Raw genomic sequence first — 23,330 nt, 5'->3', positions numbered from 1 at the left:
TTGCCACTCATGCAGGAACGCTATAACCCCCGCGAGGTTGAACAACTCGCGCAGCAGAACTGGTCCGATCGCGACGCCTATCGCGCCATCGAAAACGCCACCACGCCCGACGGCACGCTCAAGCCCAAGTTCTACGCATGCTCCATGCTGCCCTATCCCAGCGGCAAGCTGCACATGGGGCACGTGCGCAACTACACCATCAACGACATGATGGCGCGCCAGCTGCGCATGCGCGGGTTCAATGTCCTGATGCCCATGGGCTGGGATGCCTTTGGCATGCCCGCCGAAAATGCGGCCATCAAGTCCCAGGTTCCGCCCGCCAAGTGGACCTACGACAACATCGCCTACATGAAAAAACAGATGCAGGCGATGGGTCTGGCAATCGACTGGTCGCGCGAAATGTGCGCCTGCGACCCCGACTACTATAAATGGAACCAGTGGCTGTTCCTGAAGATGCTGGAAAAAGGCATTGCCTACCGCAAGACCCAGACCGTCAACTGGGACCCGGTAGACCAGACTGTGCTGGCCAACGAGCAGGTTATCGAAGGCCGTGGCTGGCGCTCCGGCGCGCTGGTCGAAAAGCGCGAAATCCCCGGTTATTACCTGCGCATCACCGACTACGCCGAAGAACTGCTGGAAACCGTTAAAACCGGTTTGCCCGGCTGGCCCGAACGTGTCCGCCTGATGCAGGAAAACTGGATCGGCAAAAGCCAGGGCGTGCGTTTTGCCTTCCCCCACGATATCCGGGACGAGCAAGGCCAACTGATCCAGGACGGTCGCCTTTACGTGTTCACCACCCGCGTGGACACCATCATGGGCGTCACATTCTGCGCCGTGGCTCCCGAACACCCACTGGCCACCCTGGCTGCCCGCAACAATCCCAAGCTGGCTGCGTTTATCGAAGAATGCAAAAAAGGCGGCACCACGGAAGCCGACATGGCTACCCGCGAAAAAGAAGGCGTGCCTGCCGGCCTGACCGTCAAACACCCGCTGACCGGCGCAGACGTTCCTGTCTGGGTCGGCAACTACGTCCTGATGAGCTACGGCGATGGTGCCGTCATGGGTGTGCCAGCCCACGACGAGCGCGACTTCGCCTTTGCCCTTAAATACCAGTTGCCGATCAATCAGGTCATCGGCGTGGAAGGCAAAAACTACGACGCCACCCAGTGGCAAGACTGGTACGGCGACAAACAGCAAGGCCAAACCATCAACTCCGGCAAGTACGACGGCCTGGCCCACGTGGCGGCTGTGGATGCGATCGCCGCCGACCTTAACGCCCTTGAACTGGGCGAAAAGCAGACCACCTTCCGTCTGCGCGATTGGGGCATTTCCCGCCAACGCTACTGGGGTACCCCCATCCCCATCATCCACTGCGACGATTGCGGCCCGGTTCCCGTCCCCGAAAAAGACCTGCCCGTTGTCCTGCCCGAAGAGCTGATTCCCGATGGCAGCGGCAACCCGCTGAACAAGCACGATGCCTTCCTGAAATGCACCTGCCCTTCCTGCGGCAAACCGGCTCGTCGCGAAACCGACACCATGGACACCTTTGTGGATTCGTCCTGGTACTTCCTGCGCTACACCACGCCGGATCTGAACACGGCCATGACCGATCCTCGCACCGATTACTGGATGCCCATGGATCAGTACATTGGCGGTATCGAACACGCCGTGCTGCACCTGCTGTATGCCCGCTTCTGGACCAAAGTCATGCGCGACATGGGTCTGGTCAAGATCGACGAGCCCTTTACCCGCCTGCTGTGTCAGGGCATGGTGCTCAACCATAGCTATACCCGCCGCACGCCTCAGGGCGGCATCGAATACTTCTGGCCTGAAACCGTCGAAAACATCTACGACGAAAAAGGAGCCATTGTCGGTGCACGCCTGAAAAGCGATGGCCAGCCCGTGCAATACAACGGCATCGGCACCATGTCCAAGTCCAAGAACAACGGCGTGGACCCGCAATCACTGATCGACACCCTGGGCGCAGATACGGCCCGCCTGTTCATCATGTTCGCCAGTCCACCGGAACAAACACTGGAATGGTCCGACTCCGGAGTGGATGGTGCCAACCGCTTCCTGCGCCGCTTATGGTCGTTCTGCCATAACCACGCCGATGCCCTGCGCGCCGGCAGCGCCCAGCCCACCGACTGGAGCGATCTGGATGCCGCGTCCAAACGTGCCCGCCTGGAAATCCACGCATTGCTCAAGCAGGCCAACTACGACTACGAACGCATCCAGTACAACACAGTTGTATCGGCCTGCATGAAAATGCTCAACACCCTGGAGCAGACCCAGTGGGCAGACACGCCGGCGGCCCAACGCGCCCTGGCCGAAACCACGTCCATTTTGCTGCGGGTCCTGTATCCTGTGGTCCCGCACATCACCTGGCAATTGTGGCGTGAACTGGGCTGGGCGGATGTGCTGGGCGACTTGCTGGACGCCCAATGGCCTGCCGTCGACGAGCAAGCCCTGATCGCCGACGAAATCGAACTGATGCTGCAAGTGAACGGCAAGCTGCGCGGCTCGGTCGTGGTCCCGCACGGTTCGGACAAGGCCGCCATCGAACAGGCTGCGGCCGGACACGAAGCCGTCACCAAGTATCTGGAAGGCCGCCCCGCCAAGCGCATCATCGTCGTACCTGGCAAACTCGTGAACGTCGTAGGATAAACCCATGCATACTGCCCGCCTCCTCCTGCCTGCCCACCTGTCCGCGTTCCATCCACGGCACTGGAGGCTGGCGGGCGCACTTATCCTGCTCGGCCTGTTCCTGACGGCTTGCGGTTTTCATCTCAAAGGGGTGGCACCGCTGCCATTCAATACGGTCTACACCAACATCTCCGACAACACGGCTTTCGGCGCCAATCTGCGCCGCAACCTGATGGCCAGCTCGCCCAATACTCGCTTTGTCACCCGCCAACAGGATGCCGAAGCCGTGCTGCTGGAACTGAGCAACACCCGTAGCCAGCGAGAAATCTCCATCAACGCCAAAGGCCAGGTGGAAGAATACGAGCTGCAGCTTAACTTCGTCTTTCAACTGAACGATGCCAAGGGGCACGTCATTCTGCCCCCCACCACACTCAGCGCCATCCGAGAAGTCCCTTACGATGCCGAAGCCGTACAGGCCAAAGACAGCGAAATCACCATGATCTTCCGAGACATGGAACAGTCGCTCATCAACCGCATCGTACGTCGCCTCAGTTCGCCCGACGTAGAAAGCGCATTCCGCTACGCTGCCAGCCAGCCCGATCTGCCGCCGCTCGAAGAAAGCGAACTCCTGCCCTCTTCCGAATCCAGACTCTGATCATGGGCCGTAAAGCCGATCACGACACCTTGTTGCGGGAGCTGGGAACGCCGTCTGCGGCCTTCCAGCCCCTATACGTGCTGTGCGGCGACGAACCTCTGTTGCAGGTGGAAGCCGCCGACGCCGTGCGCACCCGTGCGCGCCAAGACGGTTTTACCGAGCGCAGCAGCTTTACCTTCGATGCCCGCGCCGACTGGTCGCCGCTGTTTGCCGCCGCCCAGAACATATCGTTGTTCGGCGACCGCAAACTGGTGGACCTCAGCATCCCCAGCGGCAAGCCCGGCAAACCCGGTGCCGATGCCTTGCAACGCCTATGCCAACTGATTGCCAGCGGCCAGATGGACGGCACGGCCATTCTGATCCAGTTGCCACGCCTGGATAAAGCCACGCGCAATGCCAAATGGTGCCAGGCCCTGGAACAGGCTGCCTGCTGGGTGGATATTCAAGCAGTGGGCCGGGCAGCTTTGCCCGGCTGGATTGCCCAGCGGCTGCGACGCCAGGAACAAAGCCTGGAGCGCGACAGCCTGGAATGGATGGCCGACAAGGTCGAAGGCAATCTCCTGGCCGCTTTTCAGGAAATCCAGAAGCTGGCCCTGATCTACCCCCCCGGCGCACTCAGCCAACAGGAACTGGAAAACGCGGTCCTGAACGTGGCGCGCTACAGCGTGTTCGATCTGCGCGATGCCATGCTGTCCGGCCAAAGCCAACGTGCCTTGACCATATTGGACGGGCTGCAGGCCGAAGGCGAAGCGCTGCCCCTGGTGCTCTGGGCGGTCGGCGACGAAGTGCGTACACTGGCACGGCTGGCCCGGGCTCGTCAGCAAGGCCAGGACATTGCCATGCTGTTTCGCCAGAATCGCATCTTCGGCCCACGCGAAAAACTGGTCCGCCAGACCCTGGACCGTATTCCGGACAATGCCTGGCCGGCAGCCGTGCTGCATGCCCACGACATAGACCGGCTGATCAAGGGTCTGCGCCCGGCTGGCCGGCAAAACGACCCCTGGGAAGAAATGCGCCGCCTGACCCTGCGTATCGCCGTTGCGACACGCGCGGCTCGCGCATAAGCTTCACTAGACCCCGAATCCTTTAATTGTTGCGATAATGCTCTCTTGAACCGGAGAGTCCACGGCTATGAACGACATCACCCTATCCAGCGCCACTCAGCAAACCAGCGACTTGCCCTCTTTAATGCGCGACCTGGGCGCACGCGCCCAAGCGGCGGCGCGCCGTATGCGTGCTGCCAGCGGCAAAGCCAAGGCCGACGCCTTGCGCTACATGGCCGATGCCCTGATTGAACAGAAAGTGCAATTACAGGCAGCCAACGAGCTGGATCTGCAAGCTGCGCGCGAACGTCAGATCGCTCCCGCCATGATCGAACGCCTGGCCCTGTCCGACAAGGCCCTGAACATCATGACTACCGGACTGCGTCAGATTGCCGACATGGACGATCCAGTCGGCGAGCTCAGCGCCTCGCGCACCCGCCCCAACGGCATGCGCGTGGCCCAAATGCGCGTGCCGCTGGGCGTCATCGGCATCATCTACGAATCACGTCCCAACGTCACCATCGATGCCGCGGCCCTGTGCCTGAAATCAGGCAATGCCACCATCCTGCGCGGTGGCAGCGAAGCATTTCACTCCAACCAGGCGCTGGCACGCATCATTGCCGAAAGCCTGGAGCGCGCCGGCCTGCCCAAAGATGCCGTACAAGTCGTGCCCACGACGGATCGCGACGCCGTCGGCCTGCTGGTCACCATGACCGATTTTGTGGATGTCATCGTCCCGCGCGGCGGCAAAAGCCTGATCCAGCGCCTTAGCGCCGAAGCCACCGTGCCCCTGATCAAACATCTGGACGGCAACTGCCACGTCTATGTCGATGAATTCGCCGACCTGGAAAAGGCCGCCCGCATCGTATTTAATGCCAAGACTTACCGCTACGGCATTTGCGGCACCATGGAAACCTTGCTGGTGCATCGCAATATTGCGCCTGCCTTCCTGCCTGGAGCCGCCCGCCAACTACAAGAAAAAGGCGTGGAACTGCGCGGCTGCGAACAGACTCGCGCCTTGGTCGCCGATGTGCTCCCCGCCACCGAGTCCGATTGGGAAACCGAATTCGCCGCGCCCATTCTGGCTGTGCGCATTGTAGACTCGATCGATCAGGCCATGGACCACATCGCCCAATACAGCTCCGAGCATACCGAAGCCATCATTACAGAAAACCTGAGCCTGGCCGAACGCTTTCAGCGCGAAGTCGACTCCAGCTCGGTCATGGTCAATCTGCCCACCTGTTTTGCCGATGGTTTCGAGTATGGCCTGGGTGCCGAAATCGGCATTTCTACCAATCGCCTGCATGCCCGCGGCCCAGTCGGCCTGGAAGGGCTCACGACCTATAAATGGGTTCTGCACGGCAACGGCCAAATGCGCGGATAAATCATGCTCTGGCTCAAAGCATTTCACATTCTGGTTGTCACCTCCTGGTTTGCAGGGCTGTTCTACCTGCCTCGCATCTACGTCAATCTGGCACAGGACCACGACACCGCAACCCGCGATACGCTGCTGGGCATGGCCCGGCGGCTCTATCGCTTCATGGCACCCCTGGCCATCCTGACGCTGCTCACAGGCCTGGGGCTGTTTCTGTACTACGGCATAGGCAAAGGACAAGGCTGGATGCATGCCAAGCTGGCTTTAGTCCTGTCGCTGTTTGCTTTCCATGGTGTGTGTGGCCGCTTCCTGCGGCAGTTTCAGCAAGGCGTCAACACGCGCTCACACATCTTCTTCCGCTGGTTCAATGAATTTCCGGTCATCGTTCTGCTGCTGGTCCTCATCCTGGTGGTTGTAAAACCCTTTTAATGCACTCTTCATGTCAGACCAACCCGAACGCAAGACACTTAGCCTGACCCCAGGCACCAAAAAGAAAACCAGCAAGGAACCGCGCGTGCGCTCCGGTTCGCGTGCCCGCGCCGTCAGCCAGCAAGAACGTCAGCCCGGCGCGCCCAAGCGAGAGGCCCGCCCCTACGCCGGCGAGAAGCGCGAGTTCTCCGGCGAACGCCGTGAACGACCTGCCTTCAATCGCGACCAGGATCGCCGACCACACTCGGGCGAGAAGCGCGAGTTCTCCGGCGAACGCCGCGAACGACCTGCTTTCAACCGCGACCAGGATCGCCGCCCCCACTCGGGCGAGAAGCGCGAATTCTCCGGCGAACGCCGCGAACGACCTGCCTTCAACCGCGACCAGGAACGACGCCCCTACTCCGGCGAGAAGCGCGAGTTCTCCGGCGAACGCCGTGAACGTCCCGCCTTCAACCGCGACCAGGAACGACGCCCCTACTCCGGCGAGAAGCGCGAGTTCTCCGGCGAACGCCGCGAACGACCTGCTTTCAACCGCGACCAGGATCGCCGCCCCCACTCGGGCGAGAAGCGCGAATTCTCCGGCGAACGCCGCGAACGACCTGCCTTCAACCGCGACCAGGAACGACGCCCCTACTCCGGCGAGAAGCGCGAGTTCTCTGGCGAACGCCGCGAACGACCTGCCTTCAACCGTGACCAGGATCGCCGACCGCACTCGGGCGAGAAGCGCGAGTTCTCCGGCGAACGCCGTGAACGACCTGCCTTCAACCGCGACCAGGAACGACGCCCCTACTCCGGCGAGAAGCGCGAGTTCTCCGGCGAACGCCGCGAACGACCTGCCTTCAACCGCGACCAGGATCGCCGACCGCACTCGGGCGAAAAGCGCGAATTCTCCGGCGAACGCCGCGAACGTCCCGCCTTCAACCGCGACCAGGATCGCCGACCACACTCGGGCGAAAAGCGCGAACCAGCTAAGCGCAGCAGCAGCTTGTTCAGCCCCGCTCAAAACGGCGATGCGTTTCCCAGCTACGACTCACCCATTAAAAAGGTAGACAGCCCGCAGGCACCTCGCCCTGGCCAACGCCTACAAAATCCGGACATCGAACAGAACGAACGCGTCCAGATCAAGGCCAGCCAGTCCGAGCAGTACCGTCTGTTCGCCCCCTGCCCGCAGGGTTTGGAAGAAGCGTTGCTGCACGAACTGCAGGCCCTGGGTTACGAGCACGTGCAAGCTGGCCGTGCCGGTTGCCACTTCGTGGCCGACTGGATCGGTGTCATGCGCGCCAATCTGTCCTCCCGCCTGGCTACCCGCATTCTGCTGGAATTGTCCCACGCTCCGGTCAGCACCGAGGACGACATCCTGGCTCTGGCCCGGGTCACGCCCTGGGAGCGGTGGTTCGGCCCCGAACAGACCTTGCGCGTAGATACGTCTGCCGTGCGCAGCCCCATGCAGAGTCTGCAATATTGCAATCTGCGCGCCAAAGACGGCATCTGCGACCGGCTACGAGAACTGGAAGGCGCACGTCCTTCCATCGACACCGTGCGGCCCGATGCCCGCGTACATCTGTTCCTGGACGAAACCACAGCAACCTTCTACCTGGACACCAGCGGCGAATCGCTGTTCAAACGCGGTTGGCGCCACGACAAGGGCGATGCCCCACTGCGCGAGAATCTGGCCGCTGGCCTGCTAGCGCTGTCCGGCTGGGACCCCACCAAGCCCTTGCTCGACCCCTTCTGCGGTAGCGGCACGATTCTGATCGAAGCAGCTTGGATGGCGCTGGGAGCCCCTCCCGGCATCTGGCGGCCCTTCAACTTCGAGCGCCTGCGCTGCCACGATTTCCGTCTATGGCGCGACATCAAGGACGAAGCCCGTTCACGCATCGCGCCCAGCCTGGACACCCCGTTGATAGGGTACGACCTGAACCCGGCCGTTCTAGAAGCGGCACGCTCCAACCTGGATCGCTCCCATCTGACTCGGGACACAATCCGCTTCGAGCAAGGCAATGCCCTGAACATACGGCCTTCTACCGAGCCGGGCTGGATCGTCACCAACCCGCCTTACGGCGAACGCCTGGACCATCAAAATGATGACTTCTGGCGTGATTGGGCCACCAATCTGAAACAGAACTTCGCCGGTTGGAGTGTCAATATGATCAGCAGCGATCTGGAACTGCCACGCCACATGCGCCTGAAACCCAAACGTCGCTACCCGCTGTTCAATGGCTCGCTGGACTGCCGCCTGTTCTGCTTTGACATGGTGGAATCCAGCTACCGCCAGGACGAGGACGCGACGCAAACCGGACCGCAGTCGTAATCGCGCGACATCCGCCACGGCCCTCGGGCCAGCCAATTGCTAAAGGTCGGGGTTAATCCTAAAATAAGGGTTAACCCTTACCATTCATTGGACGGCACTATGAACTACCGCAACGACTTGCATCTGACCGATGCGATCGAACGCCAGCTCCTTACCCAGGCGCTGTACGAGCAGGATCGCCTCCGCCCTTTTGCGGCGCTTAAAAAACTCTTCTTACGTCTGCTGGGTCAAGGACGCCGCATCAACGCCTGATCCATCTCTGGCCTGCCGGTACCACCGGCGCGATCAAGCCACCGTTTCCGGTGGCTTTTTTATTATCCGCTCACCGTCAGCCCTCCCTCCCGAGCGTATCGACGCAAGAGCCAGATATACGCGATAATGCAGTCTTGTATGCCACCGTTTGCACCATGACCTCATCTCTTTCCACGCCCGGCCGTTGGCGGCGCTTCGCCTGCATGATGTACGAATCCGTCCTGCTGTTCGGCGTCATCTTCACGGCCAGCTACCTGTTCGATACCCTCACTCAAAGCCGCAGTGGACTGGATCTGCGTTACGGCCGGCAACTGGTGCTGTTTTTGGCGCTCGGGGTGTACTTCATCCTCAGTTGGCGTCGCCTGGGCCAGACTTTGCCCATGAAAACCTGGAACATCCGTCTGGTCGACATCTACGGTCGTATTCCCGCCTTGCACATGCTCGTGCTGCGTTATATGCTGATCTGGCCCTTGCCCTTGCTAGGTGCCCTACTGATCAAGCAGCTCTCCACCTACACCGGCTACGCGTCCACGGATCTGCTCATCGTGTTCACGCCATTTCTGAATTTCATCTGGACCTGGTTCGATACGGACCAGCAATTTCTGCACGATCGCCTGTCCAAGACGCGCCTGATCGACGCCCGCCCGGCCCGCCGTGCAACGCCTGCCGCCTGATACCGGCGGCGTGCAGATTATTCTTATTTAGTAGCGCCACAAAGTCATGACCGACATTCTCAAAAAATACCTGTTTGCCGACCAGAGCACTCGCGCTCAAGTTGTTCACCTGGAACAAGCCTGGCAGACCGGTCTGGAACACCAGCACTATCCGGACTGCATCCGCAACCTGCTGGGTGAACTGGTCGCGGCCTCCGTGCTGCTGGCCGGCAACCTGAAATTCGACGGCTCCCTGATTCTGCAGATCCAGGGCGACGGTCCCATTGCCCTGCTGGTTGTGGAATGCACCTCGGAGATGGAAATACGCGCAACCGTTTCCCTGCGCGAAAACCAACCCATTCCGCATAGTGGCACCTTGCAAAGCCTGTTGAACACACAAGGTGAAGGCCGTTTCACCGTCGTGCTGGCACCACGTCAGAGCAGCGCCGACTTTCGCCCTTATCAAGGCGTCGTGCCCCTGGAGGGCGATACCGTCGCCGAGGTTCTGCAGACCTATATGCACGGCTCCGAACAGTTGGACACCCGCCTTTGGCTGGCAGCCGACGGCCAACACTGTGCCGGTCTGCTTTTACAGCGCCTGCCTTCACAAGGCGGGCAAAGCATCGTCGAAAGCCTGGAAACCTGGGAACGCGCTCTGGCCCTGGGAGCCACCGTCCAAGCGCAAGAGCTGCTGCAAGTGGACTGCGACACCCTGATCCACCGCCTGTTCTGGGAAGAAGATCTGTTGGCATTCGACCCGCAAACCGTACGCTGGCATTGCCCCTGTTCCCGACAGCGGGTCAGCAATATGCTGCGCATGCTGGGCCGGGAAGAAGTCGAGCAATTGCTGCGCGAACGCAGCTCTATCCATGTTTCCTGCAACTTCTGCGGTAAACCCTACGAGTTTGACCCCATCGACTGCGCGTCCCTGTTCGTGGACAACGGCGACAGCCAGCCCGGCGACACTACTCTGCACTAAGCAACACAGACGCTACGGACTTGTACGCAAGTACAAGTCCGTCTGCCTACACGCCGAGGCTTACGGCATCATGACCACATCATGCCTGCTCTCGCCTTCCCCTTTTCACGCCAGACCGGTCTGGCTGCTGCCCAAGCGATTGTTGCTTTAGCCGCCCTTATTTCTCTGACACTGCTGGCGCTGGACACACTGAGCCTGTATTCCCTGCGCGTACGCCTGCATCACGCCCTATTGCAAACGGCACGTCAGGCCAGCACCCATCACGCCAACCCCGAGCAAATCGCCGCCACCTTCACTCAAGGCTTGCACCGCGCCCGGGCATCCCGCCGGAACAGCTGGCAAATCCGCATTCTGTCACCCTCGGCCAGTGCTTTCGCACAGCACGGTCGCCCTTCCAATCGCCACGCACTGCGTCCCACCATCCGCCAAGCCTGGCAAGCCCAACAACATGCTTTGCGCCCAGATGCTCAGCCCTCCATCTTTCAGGCCAATACCCTGCATCTGCAACTCCATTATCACTACCAGCCGGCTCCCTGGTCCGCGCTGCGCGCCCTGTCCGCTCTGACGGCATGGCTGGGTTACGCAAACCGCTCACTTCTGATACGCGTCGATATCCAGCATCCCATGCAGTCGGACCCGGTTCGATGGGCAGACCTTCCCAATGGCCGTGTCGTCTACGGTCCAGCATAGACACCCGGCCCGAGCCATCGCCCCCCAAGCCCTTGCCTGATACCCGCAGCTAAGCACGGCACGGATTCAAAGCACGCCACCATGCCTGCCAAAAACCGGCAAAAAAGAAAATATAAGCAGATACAGCCGCTGATGCAGCCAGGAGTCAGGGCCGCAAGCCCTGGTTGACGGTGCCGCCAGGAGGAATAATCTGAACGAAGATTTCGCCTTCCCGCATCATGCCGAACTCGCTGCGGGCGCGCTCTTCCACGGCATGTGTGCCGGAACGCAGATCCTGAACCTCGGCCAGCAAAGCGTTGTTGCGGGCGGTCAGGGCTTCGTTGGTTTCTTTTTGTGCCGCCAGATTGGTTTCCATCTGCCGAACGTCCAGCCAGCCGCCTTTGCCCCACCACAATGCATAGTGGGTCACCAGTATCAGACAGAACAACAACAGAGCGAGAAGACGCATGGCAGCGGATGGGCCGGGTCTTGCGACCCGGCCTGCTAAACAAAGTTAGCGCAGATTATAGAACGCGTCGCGACCTGGGAAGGATGCCACTTCAGCCAGCTCTTCTTCGATGCGCAAAAGCTGGTTGTACTTGGACATACGATCGGAACGCGACAGCGAACCAGTCTTGATCTGCATGGCATTGGTCGCCACGGCGATATCGGCAATGGTCGAATCTTCGGTTTCGCCCGAGCGGTGCGAAATAACGGCAGTGTAGCCGGCACGCTTGGCCATTTCGATGGCCGCGAAGGTTTCGGTCAGGGTACCGATCTGGTTGATCTTGATCAGGATCGAGTTGGCAATACCCAGGTCGATGCCCTTTTTCAGGATCTTGGTATTGGTGACGAACAGGTCGTCGCCCACCAGCTGAATCTTATCACCCAGTTGCTGGCTCAAGATGCGCCAACCGTCCCAGTCGTCCTCGGCCATGCCGTCTTCGATAGAGATGATGGGGTACTTGTCGCACCAGTTGGCCAGCAGATTGGCAAAATCCTGGGAGCTCAAAGACACGCCACCTTCGCCAGCCAGGTGGTACTTGCCGTCGCGGTAGAACTCGGACGCAGCACAATCCAGCGCCAGAGCGATCTGCGAACCGGCTTCGTAGCCTGCATTTTCGATGGCGCGCAAAATCAGCTCGATGGCCGCTTCATGATTGGCCACGTTAGGCGCAAAACCGCCTTCGTCACCGACAGCCGTGGACATGCCCTGGCCATGAATCAAGGACTTCAGGGAATGGAATACTTCGGCTCCCATGCGCAGCGATTCGCGAAAGCTCTTGGCTCCCACGGGCATAATCATGAACTCCTGCAAATCCAGGGTGTTGTTGGCATGCGCACCGCCGTTGATGACGTTCATCATGGGTACAGGCATGGCCATCGCGCCGCTGCCGCCGAAATAGCGGTACAGCGACAGACCCGAATCATCGGCGGCGGCACGGGCCACAGCCATGCTGGCGGCCAGCAGCGCATTGGCACCCAGGCGGCCTTTGTCTTCGGTGCCGTCCAGCTCGATCAGGGTACGGTCGATGAACGTTTGCTCCTGAGCATCCAAGCCCATCAAGGCCTCGGAAATCTCTGTGTTTACGTTCTCAACAGCGCGCAGCACGCCTTTGCCCAGGTAACGGCTCTTGTCGCCATCACGCAGCTCCAAGGCTTCACGCGCGCCGGTGGATGCACCGGAGGGAACGGCCGCACGACCCATGGCGCCCGACTCGAGCAACACGTCACACTCAACAGTCGGATTACCGCGGGAATCCAGAATCTCGCGTCCGATAATATCTACGATTGCACTCATGATTTTGACAGTCCTGCCTGAAGTAGCATTAAGCTAGATAAGTTAAACAATCCTGTAGCCTGGCCTGCAGCCCAGGACGGGCCCAGCAGGCAAACCGAAGGCACTGCCTGCATAAGCGGCCAAGCATTCGCCGTCTTACGCCCACACTCCGGACAAAGCCATCCAGGCCATCTTTCAATGAACTAGGATTGTACCTGCCCATGACACAGCCGTGCCATGTCTGTCCCCAAAAGCCGCCAAAAAAGCCTGGCGTCCGGCCAGGCCGGAACGGGACCTGGACACATGCATTATCACAAGAAACCCCGAGACTGCGCCTTGCATCAGTAAATACCAAAAGTACCGATACGTCTCAGGATGGATCTGTTGGCACCGAACGCGACAAAGAACGCTCCCAGGTGGTGAGCAAAGCAATGAGCTGCTCCAGATCCTGATCGGAAAAATCCTGCAACATCGTCTGGACCAGATGATGGCGGCGCGGCAAGGTCTGCTCGACCAGTTCGCGACCTGCCTGGCTCAAACGGACATTGGTCAGGCGATTATCCTGTTCGTCGGTAAAGCGCTCGATCAGCCCATTGGATTCAATGCCTTTGAGCTGACGGGTAACCGCCGCGGGATCGACTCGTAGATGGCGCACCAACTGCTTCTGAGAAACACAGCCTTCCTGGTACAAATAAATCAGCACGCGCCAACGCGGCATGGGCATGCCCAGTTGTTGATCGAAAGCCGCCATCAGGCTGCGATAGGTGCGGCCCAGTTGCTGTACGGCCTGCAGTTGAGGAAATTCTGTCATTGCGAAGACTCCGCCATCCTGCCAAAACGGATCGGCGGCACTTTTCTAACCCAATAAAAACACCAGACGATCAGCACCAAGGTGATCGCCATTCCTATATTGACCGCATGGGTCAGCGAATCTCGGGCCACACCCAGCCACATCTGACCGGATTGCCCTTGCTGGCCGGCCAACTCCAGAAACTGGGCCTGCTGTGCGGCGCTCATGAGCAGTTGCGGATCTTCCAGCGTGTTGCCCAGGTCGGCCGGTAATTGCTCCAGCCGGGCACGTATCCCCTCACCGTACTGGTACGTGACCAGAGTTCCCACAACTGCCGTACCCAACATACCACCCACCATGCGCATGGACTGTAGCATGGCCGTGGCAATACCCAACATGGAACGGGCGACGATTTCCTGAGAAAACACGGTTAAATTGGGCATGACAAAACCAATGCCTGTGCCGCCGGCCATCGCATACACCACAAACAGCCAGTGCGAAACGGTCTTGTCCATAAAGACCATGCCCGTGCAGGCAAGGGCCAACAGGACCAGCCCCAGATACAGCATGATGTTGGGACGCGCCAAACGAGTGACCACACGACCATTAATAATGCTGCCCACGGTAATGAATACGACCAGCGGCGTAATCAACAGGCCGGCCGTCTGAGGGCGCAGCCCCAGACCGCCCTGCAAAAGCAAGGGGCCATAGAACAGCAGGGAAAACAAAATGAAGCCCAGCCCCGCCGACATGAGCAACAGCGCCAATTGAGCAGGATTGGCAAACAAGGCCGGCGGCAGCAAAGGCTCGGCCGCCCGTTGCTCCCAGTGTGCCAAGGCCACAAAGGCCGCCAGGCTGACTACCCCGAGCAACACCATGAATGTGCTGGCTCCATACTGCGGCAGCAGCTCGACCAGCAACTGCACACAGCCCAAGCCCAGCATCAGCAAAAGCGCGCCCTGCCAATCCAGCCGCACGCTGTCCTGTCTGAAATGCCGGATCAAAGGCAGGTAGCGGTAAACAAAATACAGACTGAGCAAACCGATGGGCAAATTGACATAAAAGACCGAACGCCAGCCATATTGCTCAGTCAGCAAACCGCCCAGAAACGGCCCTATGCCGTTGGCGATGCCAAAAGCCGTGCTCATCATGACCTGCCAGCGTAAACGCACCCGGGGATCGGGAAAAAGATCGGGAATACACGCAAAGGCCGTGCCGACCAGCATCCCGCCCGCCACGCCTTGCAAGGCACGCGCCAACACCAGTTGCATCATGCTCTGAGCCATACCGCACAAGACAGAGGCCACCGTAAACAGAATGATGGACACCACGACAAAGCGCCGGCGCCCATAGAAATCGCCCAGCCGGCCAAAAATAGGCACGGTAATGACAGATGTCAGCAAATAAGACGTTGCAACCCAGGCATACAGCTCAAACCCATTGAGCTCGGCCACGATATTAGGCATGGCCGTGCCCACCACGGTCTGGTCTATGGCAACCAGCATGACCACAAAGCACAGTCCCATCATGGCCAAGATGGATTGCGTAACAGATAACATGCGTCCCTGGGCCAACTGGGACGGATCGGGAATGCTTGCCATATTTAATTGACCACACAATGATTGCCTTATCAATAATTCTACGGAATTGCCAAAAACCTGACAAGGCCAATGCCATTTTTCAGCCCTTCCTGTTGCACAGCCGACAATACAGGTAAAAGTCACCAGGCAACTCGCCTCTCTATCCTGAAACAGGAAATCAGAACAATGAACATCATGATTATCGGAGCCAGCAGCGGATTGGGCCGCGCCTTCATGGACGGGCTGGGCGATACGGGCGACCAATTGTTCGGCGTCGCACGCCGCGTACCGGATGCCTCGACAAACAGCCCACTTTCCTCTGCCCCGAAGCAACACTGGATCGCCGCCGACCTGGCCCAGCCGCAAGCCGCCGCACAGATTGCCGCGTCCAGCCCCGACGTGCTGGACGTACTGATCTACAACCTGGGGATTTGGGAGGACACGGCCTTCAGCGACGACTACGATTTCCTGGCCCAGTCGGACCTGGCGCTGAAACACCTAGTGGACGTCAATCTGACCGGGGCGCTGCTGGTCTTGCGGCATCTGCTGCCCCATTTGTTGCGCAGCACGCAAGCACGGGTTATTTTGACGGGCTCGACCAGCGGGCTACGCCAAAGTGGCCGCCCGGAAGTGGCATTCGGGGCCACCAAGTTCGCTCTGAACGGCTTGGCCGACGCCCTGCGCGAAGGGTATCGCGATCAGAATCTGGCGGTCACCTGCCTGCAACTGGGCTATCTGAATACGACGGACACGCTGCAAGTGCCTCTGGCGCAAGCCATCGCGCGTGACGACGGCCAGACGATCCCCGTCCATGACGTGGTCGCTCTGGTACGCAGTTTGCTAAGTTTGTCCAGCGCCAGTTTTGTACGCGAATTGACACTGCCGGCGATCAAAGACACGCGTTTTTGAATGCAGGCGTGCCGACTCCGGGTATGCGCACCCATAACAGAAAACAAAAACCCCAAGCGATGCGGCTTGGGGTTTAGCGGCAAAACCAGAAACGCGCGGCACGCTCCAGATCGCCCCAGACACCTAAGCGGTGTCTGTTCTGCGAAATTAAAGCCCTTCCACCACGTACATGGTCATGTTGGCGGCACCATCGCGGGCCTGACGGGCACGGCGGTATTCCTGCGACTCATAAAAAGCCTGCGCCTGCTCCAGCGTGTCGAACTCCATCACAACCGTGCGCAAGGGCGCATCGCCTTCAAGGGCCAGGGTTTTGCCGCCGCGCACACGCACCTTGACGTTGTGCGTCTGCATGGCGATGCTGGAAAACTCCTGGTATTGCTTGTACTGATCGGGATTGGTTACTTCGACATTGGCAATCAAAAATGCGGACATGCTGTCTCCAAAAACAACTTAATAGCCGTGCTGCAGGGCACCGCTGCTTTTCACAATAGAGTCGATCTGCTGTAAGGTCCGGAGCAGATCGGCCATCTGCGCCATAGGCACCGCATTGGGGCCGTCTGACAAGGCTTTGGCCGGGTCGGGATGGGTTTCCATGAAAACGCCTGCCACGCCAGCCGCTACCGCAGCCCGAGCCAACACAGGCACGAACTCGCGCTGCCCGCCCGAAGACGTGCCCTGGCCACCGGGCAACTGCACCGAATGAGTGGCGTCAAACACCACCGGACAGTCTGTTTCGCGCATGATGGCCAGCGAACGCATATCCGAGACCAGATTGTTATAGCCGAACGACGCCCCACGCTCGCACACCATAATGGTGGAACCATCACCGCCGGCATCCAACGCCGCTTCGCGCGCCTTGGCAACAACTTGTACCATATCGTGCGGAGCCAGGAACTGCCCCTTCTTGATATTGACTGGCTTGAGCGTGGCTGCGCAGGCCTGGATAAAATCGGTCTGACGACACAGAAACGCGGGGGTCTGCAACACATCGACCACTGCCGCCACATCGTCCACCTGATCTTTATCGTGTACGTCCGTCAAGACAGGCACCTTGAAGTGCGAACGCACATCGGCCAGAATCTGCAAGCCTTCGGCGATGCCCGGACCACGATAGGACTTGCCCGAACTGCGGTTGGCCTTGTCGAAGGAACTTTTGTAGATGAAGGGAATGCCCAGGGCAGAGGTGATCTCGGTCAGCCGCCCTGCCGTATCGAAGGCCATTTGGCGCGATTCGATAACACAGGGTCCGGCTATCAGGAAAAAGGGCTGATCCAGCCCGACTTCGTAACCGCATAAATCCATAATAGACCTCGTTTCAGTATCTTTGCATTCTCCCATATTACCGGGGTCATGGACACTGCGCCGAGATGCCAAGATGGCTCGATTTGTCCCTGCTTACTACCTATAAAGCCGGCTCACAAGGCTGCTGCTCCCAGATACTACGGTTCTGTTGTGCCAAGCGCTTGCCGGTACTGTGCGCACCGGCAAAGCACCACGGGACTCACGCTTACTCCACGTAAAGCGTCTTTTCGCCATGCCCCTTCAGCAGACAAGGATGCAAACAGACCAAAACAATAAAAAAACCCGCCATGACACATGGCGGGCTTCTGTCCTGCAGGCCGAATAATCAGGCCGACTTCTTCTGGTGCTCCAGCGCCGCTTTGATGTAGCTGGTAAACAGCGGATGACCATCGCGAGGCGTGGAAGTGAACTCGGGGTGGAACTGCACGCCCATAAACCAAGGGTGATTAGGCAGTTCCATGATTTCGGGCAGGTTTTCGGTAGGTGTACGGGCACTGATGACCATACCCACTTCTTCCAGACGCGGCACGTACAAGGTGTTGACCTCGAAACGATGACGATGGCGCTCGTTTACATCCGTGCCGTAAATAGCAGCGGCACGCGAACCGGGTTTAACCGGGCAACGCTGCGCGCCCTTGCGCATGGTGCCACCCATATCGGACCCACCGTCGCGACGCTCTACCTTGCCATCACGGTCCGCCCACTCAGTAATCAAGGCCACAACCGGGTGTACGGCGGACGGATCGAATTCGGTGGAGTTGGCTCCGACCAGATTGCCCACATGGCGGGCAAATTCGACCACAGCCAATTGCATCCCCAGGCAAATCCCCAGGAATGGCACGCCATTTTCGCGAGCATACTGGATGGCACGAATCTTGCCTTCGGTGCCGCGCTTGCCGAAACCACCGGGCACCAGAATGGCGTCCAGACCTTTCAGGCACTCGGTCCCTTCGTTCTCGATGACCTCGGAGTCCAGGTATTCGATATTGATGCGCGTACGGGTATGAATGCCGGCGTGTACCAAGGCTTCGCTGAGCGATTTGTAGGACTCGGTCAGGTCGACATATTTGCCCACCATGCCGATGCGCACTTCGTGCTCGGGATTTTCCAGCGCCTGCACCAGACGATCCCACATGGACAGGTCTGCCGGCGGCGGCGACAAGGCCAACGCATCGCAAACCAGGCTGTCCAGCCCTTGCTGATGCAGCATGGCGGGAATCTTGTAGATGGAGTCGGCATCCCAGACGGAGATGACCGCATCCATAGGCACGTTCGAGAACAGGGAAATCTTGGCGCGCTCGTCGTCGGGGATGACGCGATCGGCGCGGCACAGCAAGGCATTAGGATGAATGCCGATTTCGCGAAGCTTTTGGACCGAATGCTGCGTAGGCTTGGTCTTGAGCTCGCCGGCCGAGGCGATGAACGGCACCAGCGTCAGGTGCACGAAAGCGCAGTTATTGCGGCCCAGGCGCAGACTCATCTGGCGGGCGGCTTCCAGGAAAGGCAGAGATTCGATATCGCCTACAGTTCCGCCGATTTCCACGATAGCCACATCGGCGGCTCCATCGTACGCCGCTTTAGCGCCGCGCATGACGAAATCCTGAATCTCGTTGGTAATGTGGGGAATGACCTGAACCGTCTTGCCCAGGTAATCGCCACGGCGCTCCTTGCGCAGCACGGATTCGTAGATCTGGCCGGTGGTGAAGTTATTGACCTTGTGCATGCGGGCGGAAATGAACCGCTCGTAGTGGCCAAGGTCCAGATCGGTTTCCGCGCCGTCCTCGGTAACAAATACTTCACCATGCTGGAACGGGCTCATGGTGCCCGGGTCCACGTTGATGTAGGGGTCTAGCTTGAGCATGGTCACGCGCAAGCCGCGGGACTCCAGAATGGCAGCCAACGATGCGGCCGCAATACCTTTGCCCAGGGAGGACACGACGCCTCCCGTCACGAATACGTATTTGGTGGTCATTATAAAAACGCGCCTGTGGTCAAATCAGGCGATAGCGGGAAATTTGGATTATAACGGCAAGCGCCCGGACGTGGGGACTGCGCAAGAGGCCTGCGATCTGCGCAGACCTTCTTGCTACTGTGCTCTTGACGGCTGGGAAAGCCCGATTCAGATCGCTTGCGTCCTTTGTTCAAGCCAATTGCGCGCCGCCCCCTGCACACGGGGCAAGAGGCGATCACGTACCTGCGCATGGTATTCATTGAGCCACACACGCTCCTCCTGGCTCAGCAATGATGCGTCAATACAACGCGTGTCGATGGGGCACAGGGTCAAGGTCTCGAAGCGCAAAAACTGCCCATATTCGGTCTGCATAGCGGGCACGGCCGCCACCAGGTTTTCGATGCGTATCCCCCATTGGCCGGGACGGTACAGGCCCGGCTCATTGGAGGTAATCATGCCGGCGCGCATGGCCGAATGCGGCCCGATGCGGCCGCGCCAGGATATGGATTGAGGCCCTTCATGCACATTCATGAAATAGCCCACCCCATGCCCGGTGCCGTGGCCGAAATCCAGCCCCTGCTCCCACAGGGGCTGGCGTGCCAGCGCATCAATCTGCTGACCGGCAATACCTTGCGGAAACACCAACCGGGACAAGGAGATCATGCCCTTCAGAACCAGGGTGAAATCGCGGATCTGCTCGGCCGACACCGTCCCGATCGGCACGACTCGCGTAATGTCGGTAGTGCCGCCCAGATACTGCCCGCCGGAGTCGATCAGCAACAAGCCATCGCCTTCGATACGGGCATGGGACTGTTCGGTAGCATGGTAATGCGGCATGGCGCCATTAGCCTGATAGGCCGCGATCGTGCCAAAGCTGGGGCTGACAAACTCTGCCTGTCTGGCCCGCGCAGCAGTAATCTGCACATCCACATCCAGTTCGGTCAGCTCGCCATCGTGCGTTTCCAGCCAGGCAAAGAACTCGCACAGCGCCGCGCCGTCTTTCTCCATGGCCTGGCGCACATGCTGCAATTCGGCCTCGGTCTTGCAGGACTTGAACAACTGGGCCGGATTGATCTGCTCAAGGATAGTCAGATGGGCGGCCAGTTGCGCCGCCCAAGCGGTGGTTCTGGCCGGGTCCAGCAAAAGGGTCAGCGAGGCCGGCAAGGCTTGCAGAAAAGACGGCAAAGATTCGTAATCCTGAACAGCCACGCCGGCCTGGGCCAGAACGTCGTGAACGCCCGCAGCAAGCTTGCCGCTGTCCACGAACAGATGCGCCTGATCGGGACCGATCAGCAGATACGACAAAAAAACGGGATTGTAGGAGACATCCTCGCCGCGCAGATTCAAGGTCCAGGCAATATCGTCCAGCGCGCTGATCAAATGCCAGTGCGCGCCCTGCTCCTGCATGGACTGGCGCGTGCGCTCCAGATTTTCCTGACGAGTCCGGCAAGCATGCGGGGGTTTATGTTCCACAACCTTGCCGCAGGGCGCGGCCGGGCGCTCGGTCCAGATAGGCCCCAGCAAATCGGCGCCAGACACCCATTCAAACGCCTGATCCTGCGCCGCCTCCTGCCAGACCGCCAGGCCCTGCATGGAAACAGAGCGGCTATCCAAGGCCACACGCGACTTCGCCGGCAAATGCGCGGACAGCCAGGCAGACGGCTCGGGCACGCCTGCCTCGCCGGCCCGCATCAGCTCGATGCCACTGCCCGCCAGATCCTTAGCGGCCTGCTCCCAGTAACGGCTGTCGGTCCACAGCCCCGCCCAGTCCTGCGTGACGACCAGCAACCCTGCCGAACCAGCAAAACCACTGAGCCATTCGCGGCTTTGCCAACGTGGCGGCAGGTACTCGGACAGATGCGGATCGGCGCTGGGCCAAATACTGGCCTGGAGCGATTGAAAAGACATTTGTTCGCGCAGCGCGTGCAGGCGCGCAGCGATGGGGAGATGGGCCATGCCGACTTCCTTTGAAAACATCAGATATGCATCCGTGACAAGCCATAAAAAAAGCTTCGGCCAAGGCCGAAGCTTTCAAGCGACGCAATAAAACAATTAAGCCAGCGCGCTGACGTCCAGAGTGACGCCGGTTCTGGCCTGAATGTCCTGGACGCTGACTTCAGGTGCCAACTCCAGCAACTTTAAACCATTTTCGGTGACTTCAATGACACCCAGATCGGTGATGATCAGATCGACCACGCCCAGCCCGGTCAGCGGCAGCGTGCATTCCGGCAGGATCTTCAGGTCTTCAGAGCCGTCTTTCTTGCGTGCGACGTGCTCCATCAGGACCACGACACGGCCTACGCCGGCTACCAGATCCATCGCTCCGCCCATGCCCTTGACCATTTTCCCCGGAATCATCCAGTTGGCCAGGTCACCCTTTTCGGACACCTGCATGGCACCCAGGATGGCGATATTGATCTTGCCGGCCCGGATCATGCCAAACGAGTCGGCCGAAGAAAAAATCGACGAACCGGGCAATGTCGTGATGGTTTGCTTGCCGGCGTTGATCAGATCCGGATCGATCTGCTCCTCGGTGGGAAACGGGCCAATGCCCAGCAAGCCGTTTTCCGACTGCAGCCAGACCTCGATGCCCTCGGGCACGTGGTTGGCAACCAGGGTGGGCAGGCCGATGCCCAGGTTGACGTAGAAGCCGTCCTGCAGCTCCTGGGCGGCACGCGCCGCCATTTGATCTCTATTCCAAGCCATGATGATGTGCCTCGCTATCAGGAAGGACGAACGGTGCGCTGTTCAATGCGCTTCTCGGGATTGGCATTGAGCACGATGCGGTGCACATAAATGCCGGGCAGATGCACCTGGTCCGGGTCCAGCGTGCCGGTCTCGACAATTTCCTCGACCTCGACAATGGTGATCTTGCCGGCCATGGCCACGTTAGGGTTGAAATTGCGGGCGGTCTTGCGAAACACCAGATTGCCGCTGCGGTCGGCCATATGCGCCTTGACCAGCGAAACATCCGGCACCAGCGCGTGCTCGAGCACGTACTGCTGACCATTGAATTCACGGATTTCCTTGCCGTCGGCCACAATGGTGCCCACGCCGGTCGCCGTAAAGAAAGCAGGAATGCCTGCGCCGCCTGCGCGCAGCTTCTCGGCCAGCGTGCCCTGCGGCGTAAACTCCAGTTCCAGCTCGCCGGCCAGGTATTGACGCTCGAACTCTTTATTCTCGCCGACATAGGACGAGATCATCTTGCGCACCTGACGGGTCGTCAGCAGTTGGCCCAGGCCAAAACCATCCACGCCAGCATTGTTACTGATGCAGGTCAGGTCTTTGACCGCGCTGTCCCGCAAGGCGGCAATCAGCGCCTCGGGAATCCCGCACAGGCCGAACCCCCCTACTGCTATCGTCTGCCCATCGGCGACGACTCCCTGCAACGCCTCCAGGGCGCTTGGATAGACCTTGTTCAATTTACTCTCCAGTTACTTATAAGTATCCAGCACAGCACATTCTAGAATAAAGCACGCATGTCCTGGAACATAGCACCCCGATGGTTCAGGCTTGATGAATATCAGGGTTTACGTTTAGGGAAAGCAGATCAGCCGCCAAAGGCCTGCCGAATCCGGGGAATTTCCTCTTCGCTCCAGGGCTGCGAGCCGCCTTGCGGGCTGACGGACACCAGCACATTACGACCGCGCGCATAGATAAGCTCGGGTTGCCCGGCATCGCGCACCGTCACTTCGACCTCGAAGCTGCTGCGCCCCATGCGTACCAAATGGTGCACCACCCGGACCGTGGCCGGATACAGCACCGGACGCACGAAATCCAGACTGGCGTGGGCCAGCACGCCGGTGCGCGGCGATGGCGGCAACAGCCCCAGCTGCAGCATCAACTGCGCACGCGCCTCTTCGATATAGCGAAAATACACAGTATTGTTAACATGGTTCATGGCATCCAGATCACCCCAGCGCACCGGAATGTCAAACACAAAACCAGGCTCGGAGCGGACAGCTTCCGACATCGGTACTTCTCCTTGCTGACTCATTGGATCGCG

At 59.6% G+C, this 23,330-nt stretch carries 22 protein-coding genes; 11 read left to right on the top strand and 11 right to left on the bottom strand.

The window, feature by feature from the left end:
• Window positions 1-9 precede the first annotated feature (9 nt).
• The 10 genes from leuS (at window position 10) to AADW57_RS06360 (ending at window position 11,033) form a co-directional block, all read left to right on the top strand.
• On the top strand, window positions 10-2,667 hold the full coding sequence (gene leuS / locus AADW57_RS06405) for a leucine--tRNA ligase (protein ID WP_341669214.1): 2,658 nt from the start codon (window positions 10-12) through the stop codon (window positions 2,665-2,667).
• A 4-nt stretch (window positions 2,668-2,671) separates the two neighbouring features.
• On the top strand, window positions 2,672-3,301 hold the full coding sequence (locus AADW57_RS06400) for an LPS-assembly lipoprotein LptE (protein ID WP_341669213.1): 630 nt from the start codon (window positions 2,672-2,674) through the stop codon (window positions 3,299-3,301).
• A gap of 2 nt (window positions 3,302-3,303) precedes the next feature.
• A complete protein-coding gene (gene holA / locus AADW57_RS06395) occupies window positions 3,304-4,365 on the top strand; it encodes a DNA polymerase III subunit delta (RefSeq protein WP_341669212.1) in 1,062 nt (353 codons plus the stop codon).
• 67 nt (window positions 4,366-4,432) lie between these two features.
• Window positions 4,433-5,728, top strand: coding sequence for a glutamate-5-semialdehyde dehydrogenase (locus AADW57_RS06390; protein WP_445819186.1), 1,296 nt, complete (start codon window positions 4,433-4,435; stop codon window positions 5,726-5,728).
• Between the two features lie 3 nt (window positions 5,729-5,731).
• The gene (locus AADW57_RS06385; RefSeq protein WP_341669211.1) at window positions 5,732-6,148 is read left to right on the top strand and encodes a CopD family protein; all 417 of its coding nucleotides are present in this window, start codon (window positions 5,732-5,734) and stop codon (window positions 6,146-6,148) included.
• Window positions 6,149-7,133: 985 nt separating this feature from the next.
• Window positions 7,134-8,459 carry a THUMP domain-containing class I SAM-dependent RNA methyltransferase gene (locus AADW57_RS06380; RefSeq protein ID WP_341669665.1) on the top strand — a complete coding sequence of 442 codons (1,326 nt, stop codon included), beginning with the start codon at window positions 7,134-7,136 and terminating at the stop codon, window positions 8,457-8,459.
• 99 nt (window positions 8,460-8,558) lie between these two features.
• Window positions 8,559-8,711 carry a hypothetical protein gene (locus tag AADW57_RS06375; RefSeq protein WP_341669210.1) on the top strand — a complete coding sequence of 51 codons (153 nt, stop codon included), beginning with the start codon at window positions 8,559-8,561 and terminating at the stop codon, window positions 8,709-8,711.
• 155 nt (window positions 8,712-8,866) lie between these two features.
• A complete protein-coding gene (locus AADW57_RS06370) occupies window positions 8,867-9,385 on the top strand; it encodes an RDD family protein (protein ID WP_341669209.1) in 519 nt (172 codons plus the stop codon).
• Between the two features lie 46 nt (window positions 9,386-9,431).
• A complete protein-coding gene (hslO, locus tag AADW57_RS06365; RefSeq protein WP_341669208.1) occupies window positions 9,432-10,343 on the top strand; it encodes an Hsp33 family molecular chaperone HslO in 912 nt (303 codons plus the stop codon).
• A gap of 81 nt (window positions 10,344-10,424) precedes the next feature.
• On the top strand, window positions 10,425-11,033 hold the full coding sequence (locus AADW57_RS06360; protein WP_341669207.1) for a hypothetical protein: 609 nt from the start codon (window positions 10,425-10,427) through the stop codon (window positions 11,031-11,033).
• A 145-nt stretch (window positions 11,034-11,178) separates the two neighbouring features.
• On the opposite strand, the gene ftsB is transcribed toward AADW57_RS06360, so the two are convergent.
• The 4 genes from ftsB to AADW57_RS06340 form a co-directional block, all read right to left on the bottom strand.
• Entirely contained in the window at window positions 11,179-11,481 is a 303-nt protein-coding gene (gene ftsB, locus AADW57_RS06355) for a cell division protein FtsB (protein ID WP_341669206.1), read from the bottom strand.
• Between the two features lie 45 nt (window positions 11,482-11,526).
• Complete coding sequence (eno, locus tag AADW57_RS06350) at window positions 11,527-12,813, bottom strand: phosphopyruvate hydratase (protein WP_341669205.1); 1,287 nt, start codon at window positions 12,811-12,813, stop codon at window positions 11,527-11,529.
• A 349-nt stretch (window positions 12,814-13,162) separates the two neighbouring features.
• Window positions 13,163-13,603 (bottom strand): MarR family winged helix-turn-helix transcriptional regulator, encoded by a 441-nt coding sequence (locus AADW57_RS06345; protein WP_341669204.1) that lies wholly within the window; start codon window positions 13,601-13,603, stop codon window positions 13,163-13,165.
• Complete coding sequence (locus AADW57_RS06340; protein WP_341669203.1) at window positions 13,600-15,183, bottom strand: MFS transporter; 1,584 nt, start codon at window positions 15,181-15,183, stop codon at window positions 13,600-13,602. The genes AADW57_RS06345 and AADW57_RS06340 overlap by 4 nt, the downstream gene beginning before the upstream one ends.
• A gap of 165 nt (window positions 15,184-15,348) precedes the next feature.
• On the opposite strand from AADW57_RS06340, the gene AADW57_RS06335 reads away from it, so the two are divergent.
• Window positions 15,349-16,071 carry an SDR family NAD(P)-dependent oxidoreductase gene (locus tag AADW57_RS06335; protein ID WP_341669202.1) on the top strand — a complete coding sequence of 241 codons (723 nt, stop codon included), beginning with the start codon at window positions 15,349-15,351 and terminating at the stop codon, window positions 16,069-16,071.
• Between the two features lie 147 nt (window positions 16,072-16,218).
• Here AADW57_RS06335 and AADW57_RS06330 read toward each other — a convergent pair whose 3' ends face one another.
• The 7 genes from AADW57_RS06330 to AADW57_RS06300 all read right to left on the bottom strand — a co-directional run bounded on the left by AADW57_RS06330 (window position 16,219) and on the right by AADW57_RS06300 (window position 23,297).
• Complete coding sequence (locus tag AADW57_RS06330) at window positions 16,219-16,503, bottom strand: DUF1330 domain-containing protein (RefSeq protein ID WP_341669201.1); 285 nt, start codon at window positions 16,501-16,503, stop codon at window positions 16,219-16,221.
• Window positions 16,504-16,521: 18 nt separating this feature from the next.
• Window positions 16,522-17,373, bottom strand: a complete 852-nt coding sequence (gene kdsA, locus AADW57_RS06325) for a 3-deoxy-8-phosphooctulonate synthase (protein ID WP_341669200.1) — start codon at window positions 17,371-17,373, stop codon at window positions 16,522-16,524.
• 325 nt (window positions 17,374-17,698) lie between these two features.
• Window positions 17,699-19,345: a CTP synthase gene (locus tag AADW57_RS06320; protein WP_341669199.1), complete on the bottom strand. Its 1,647-nt coding sequence runs from the start codon at window positions 19,343-19,345 to the stop codon at window positions 17,699-17,701.
• Between the two features lie 147 nt (window positions 19,346-19,492).
• Window positions 19,493-21,280, bottom strand: coding sequence for an aminopeptidase P family protein (locus AADW57_RS06315; protein ID WP_341669198.1), 1,788 nt, complete (start codon window positions 21,278-21,280; stop codon window positions 19,493-19,495).
• 96 nt (window positions 21,281-21,376) lie between these two features.
• The gene (locus AADW57_RS06310) at window positions 21,377-22,030 is read right to left on the bottom strand and encodes a CoA transferase subunit B (protein ID WP_341669197.1); all 654 of its coding nucleotides are present in this window, start codon (window positions 22,028-22,030) and stop codon (window positions 21,377-21,379) included.
• A gap of 17 nt (window positions 22,031-22,047) precedes the next feature.
• Complete coding sequence (locus AADW57_RS06305; RefSeq protein ID WP_341669196.1) at window positions 22,048-22,746, bottom strand: CoA transferase subunit A; 699 nt, start codon at window positions 22,744-22,746, stop codon at window positions 22,048-22,050.
• A 128-nt stretch (window positions 22,747-22,874) separates the two neighbouring features.
• Window positions 22,875-23,297 carry an acyl-CoA thioesterase gene (locus AADW57_RS06300; protein WP_341669195.1) on the bottom strand — a complete coding sequence of 141 codons (423 nt, stop codon included), beginning with the start codon at window positions 23,295-23,297 and terminating at the stop codon, window positions 22,875-22,877.
• Window positions 23,298-23,330: the final 33 nt, after the last annotated feature.

It is taken from the genome of Alcaligenes sp. SDU_A2 (assembly GCF_038237375.1).
GTDB lineage: Bacteria > Pseudomonadota > Gammaproteobacteria > Burkholderiales > Burkholderiaceae_B > Alcaligenes.
The sequence above is the reverse complement of the archived record's forward strand: the minus strand, read 5'-3'. Positions and strand labels throughout refer to the sequence as shown.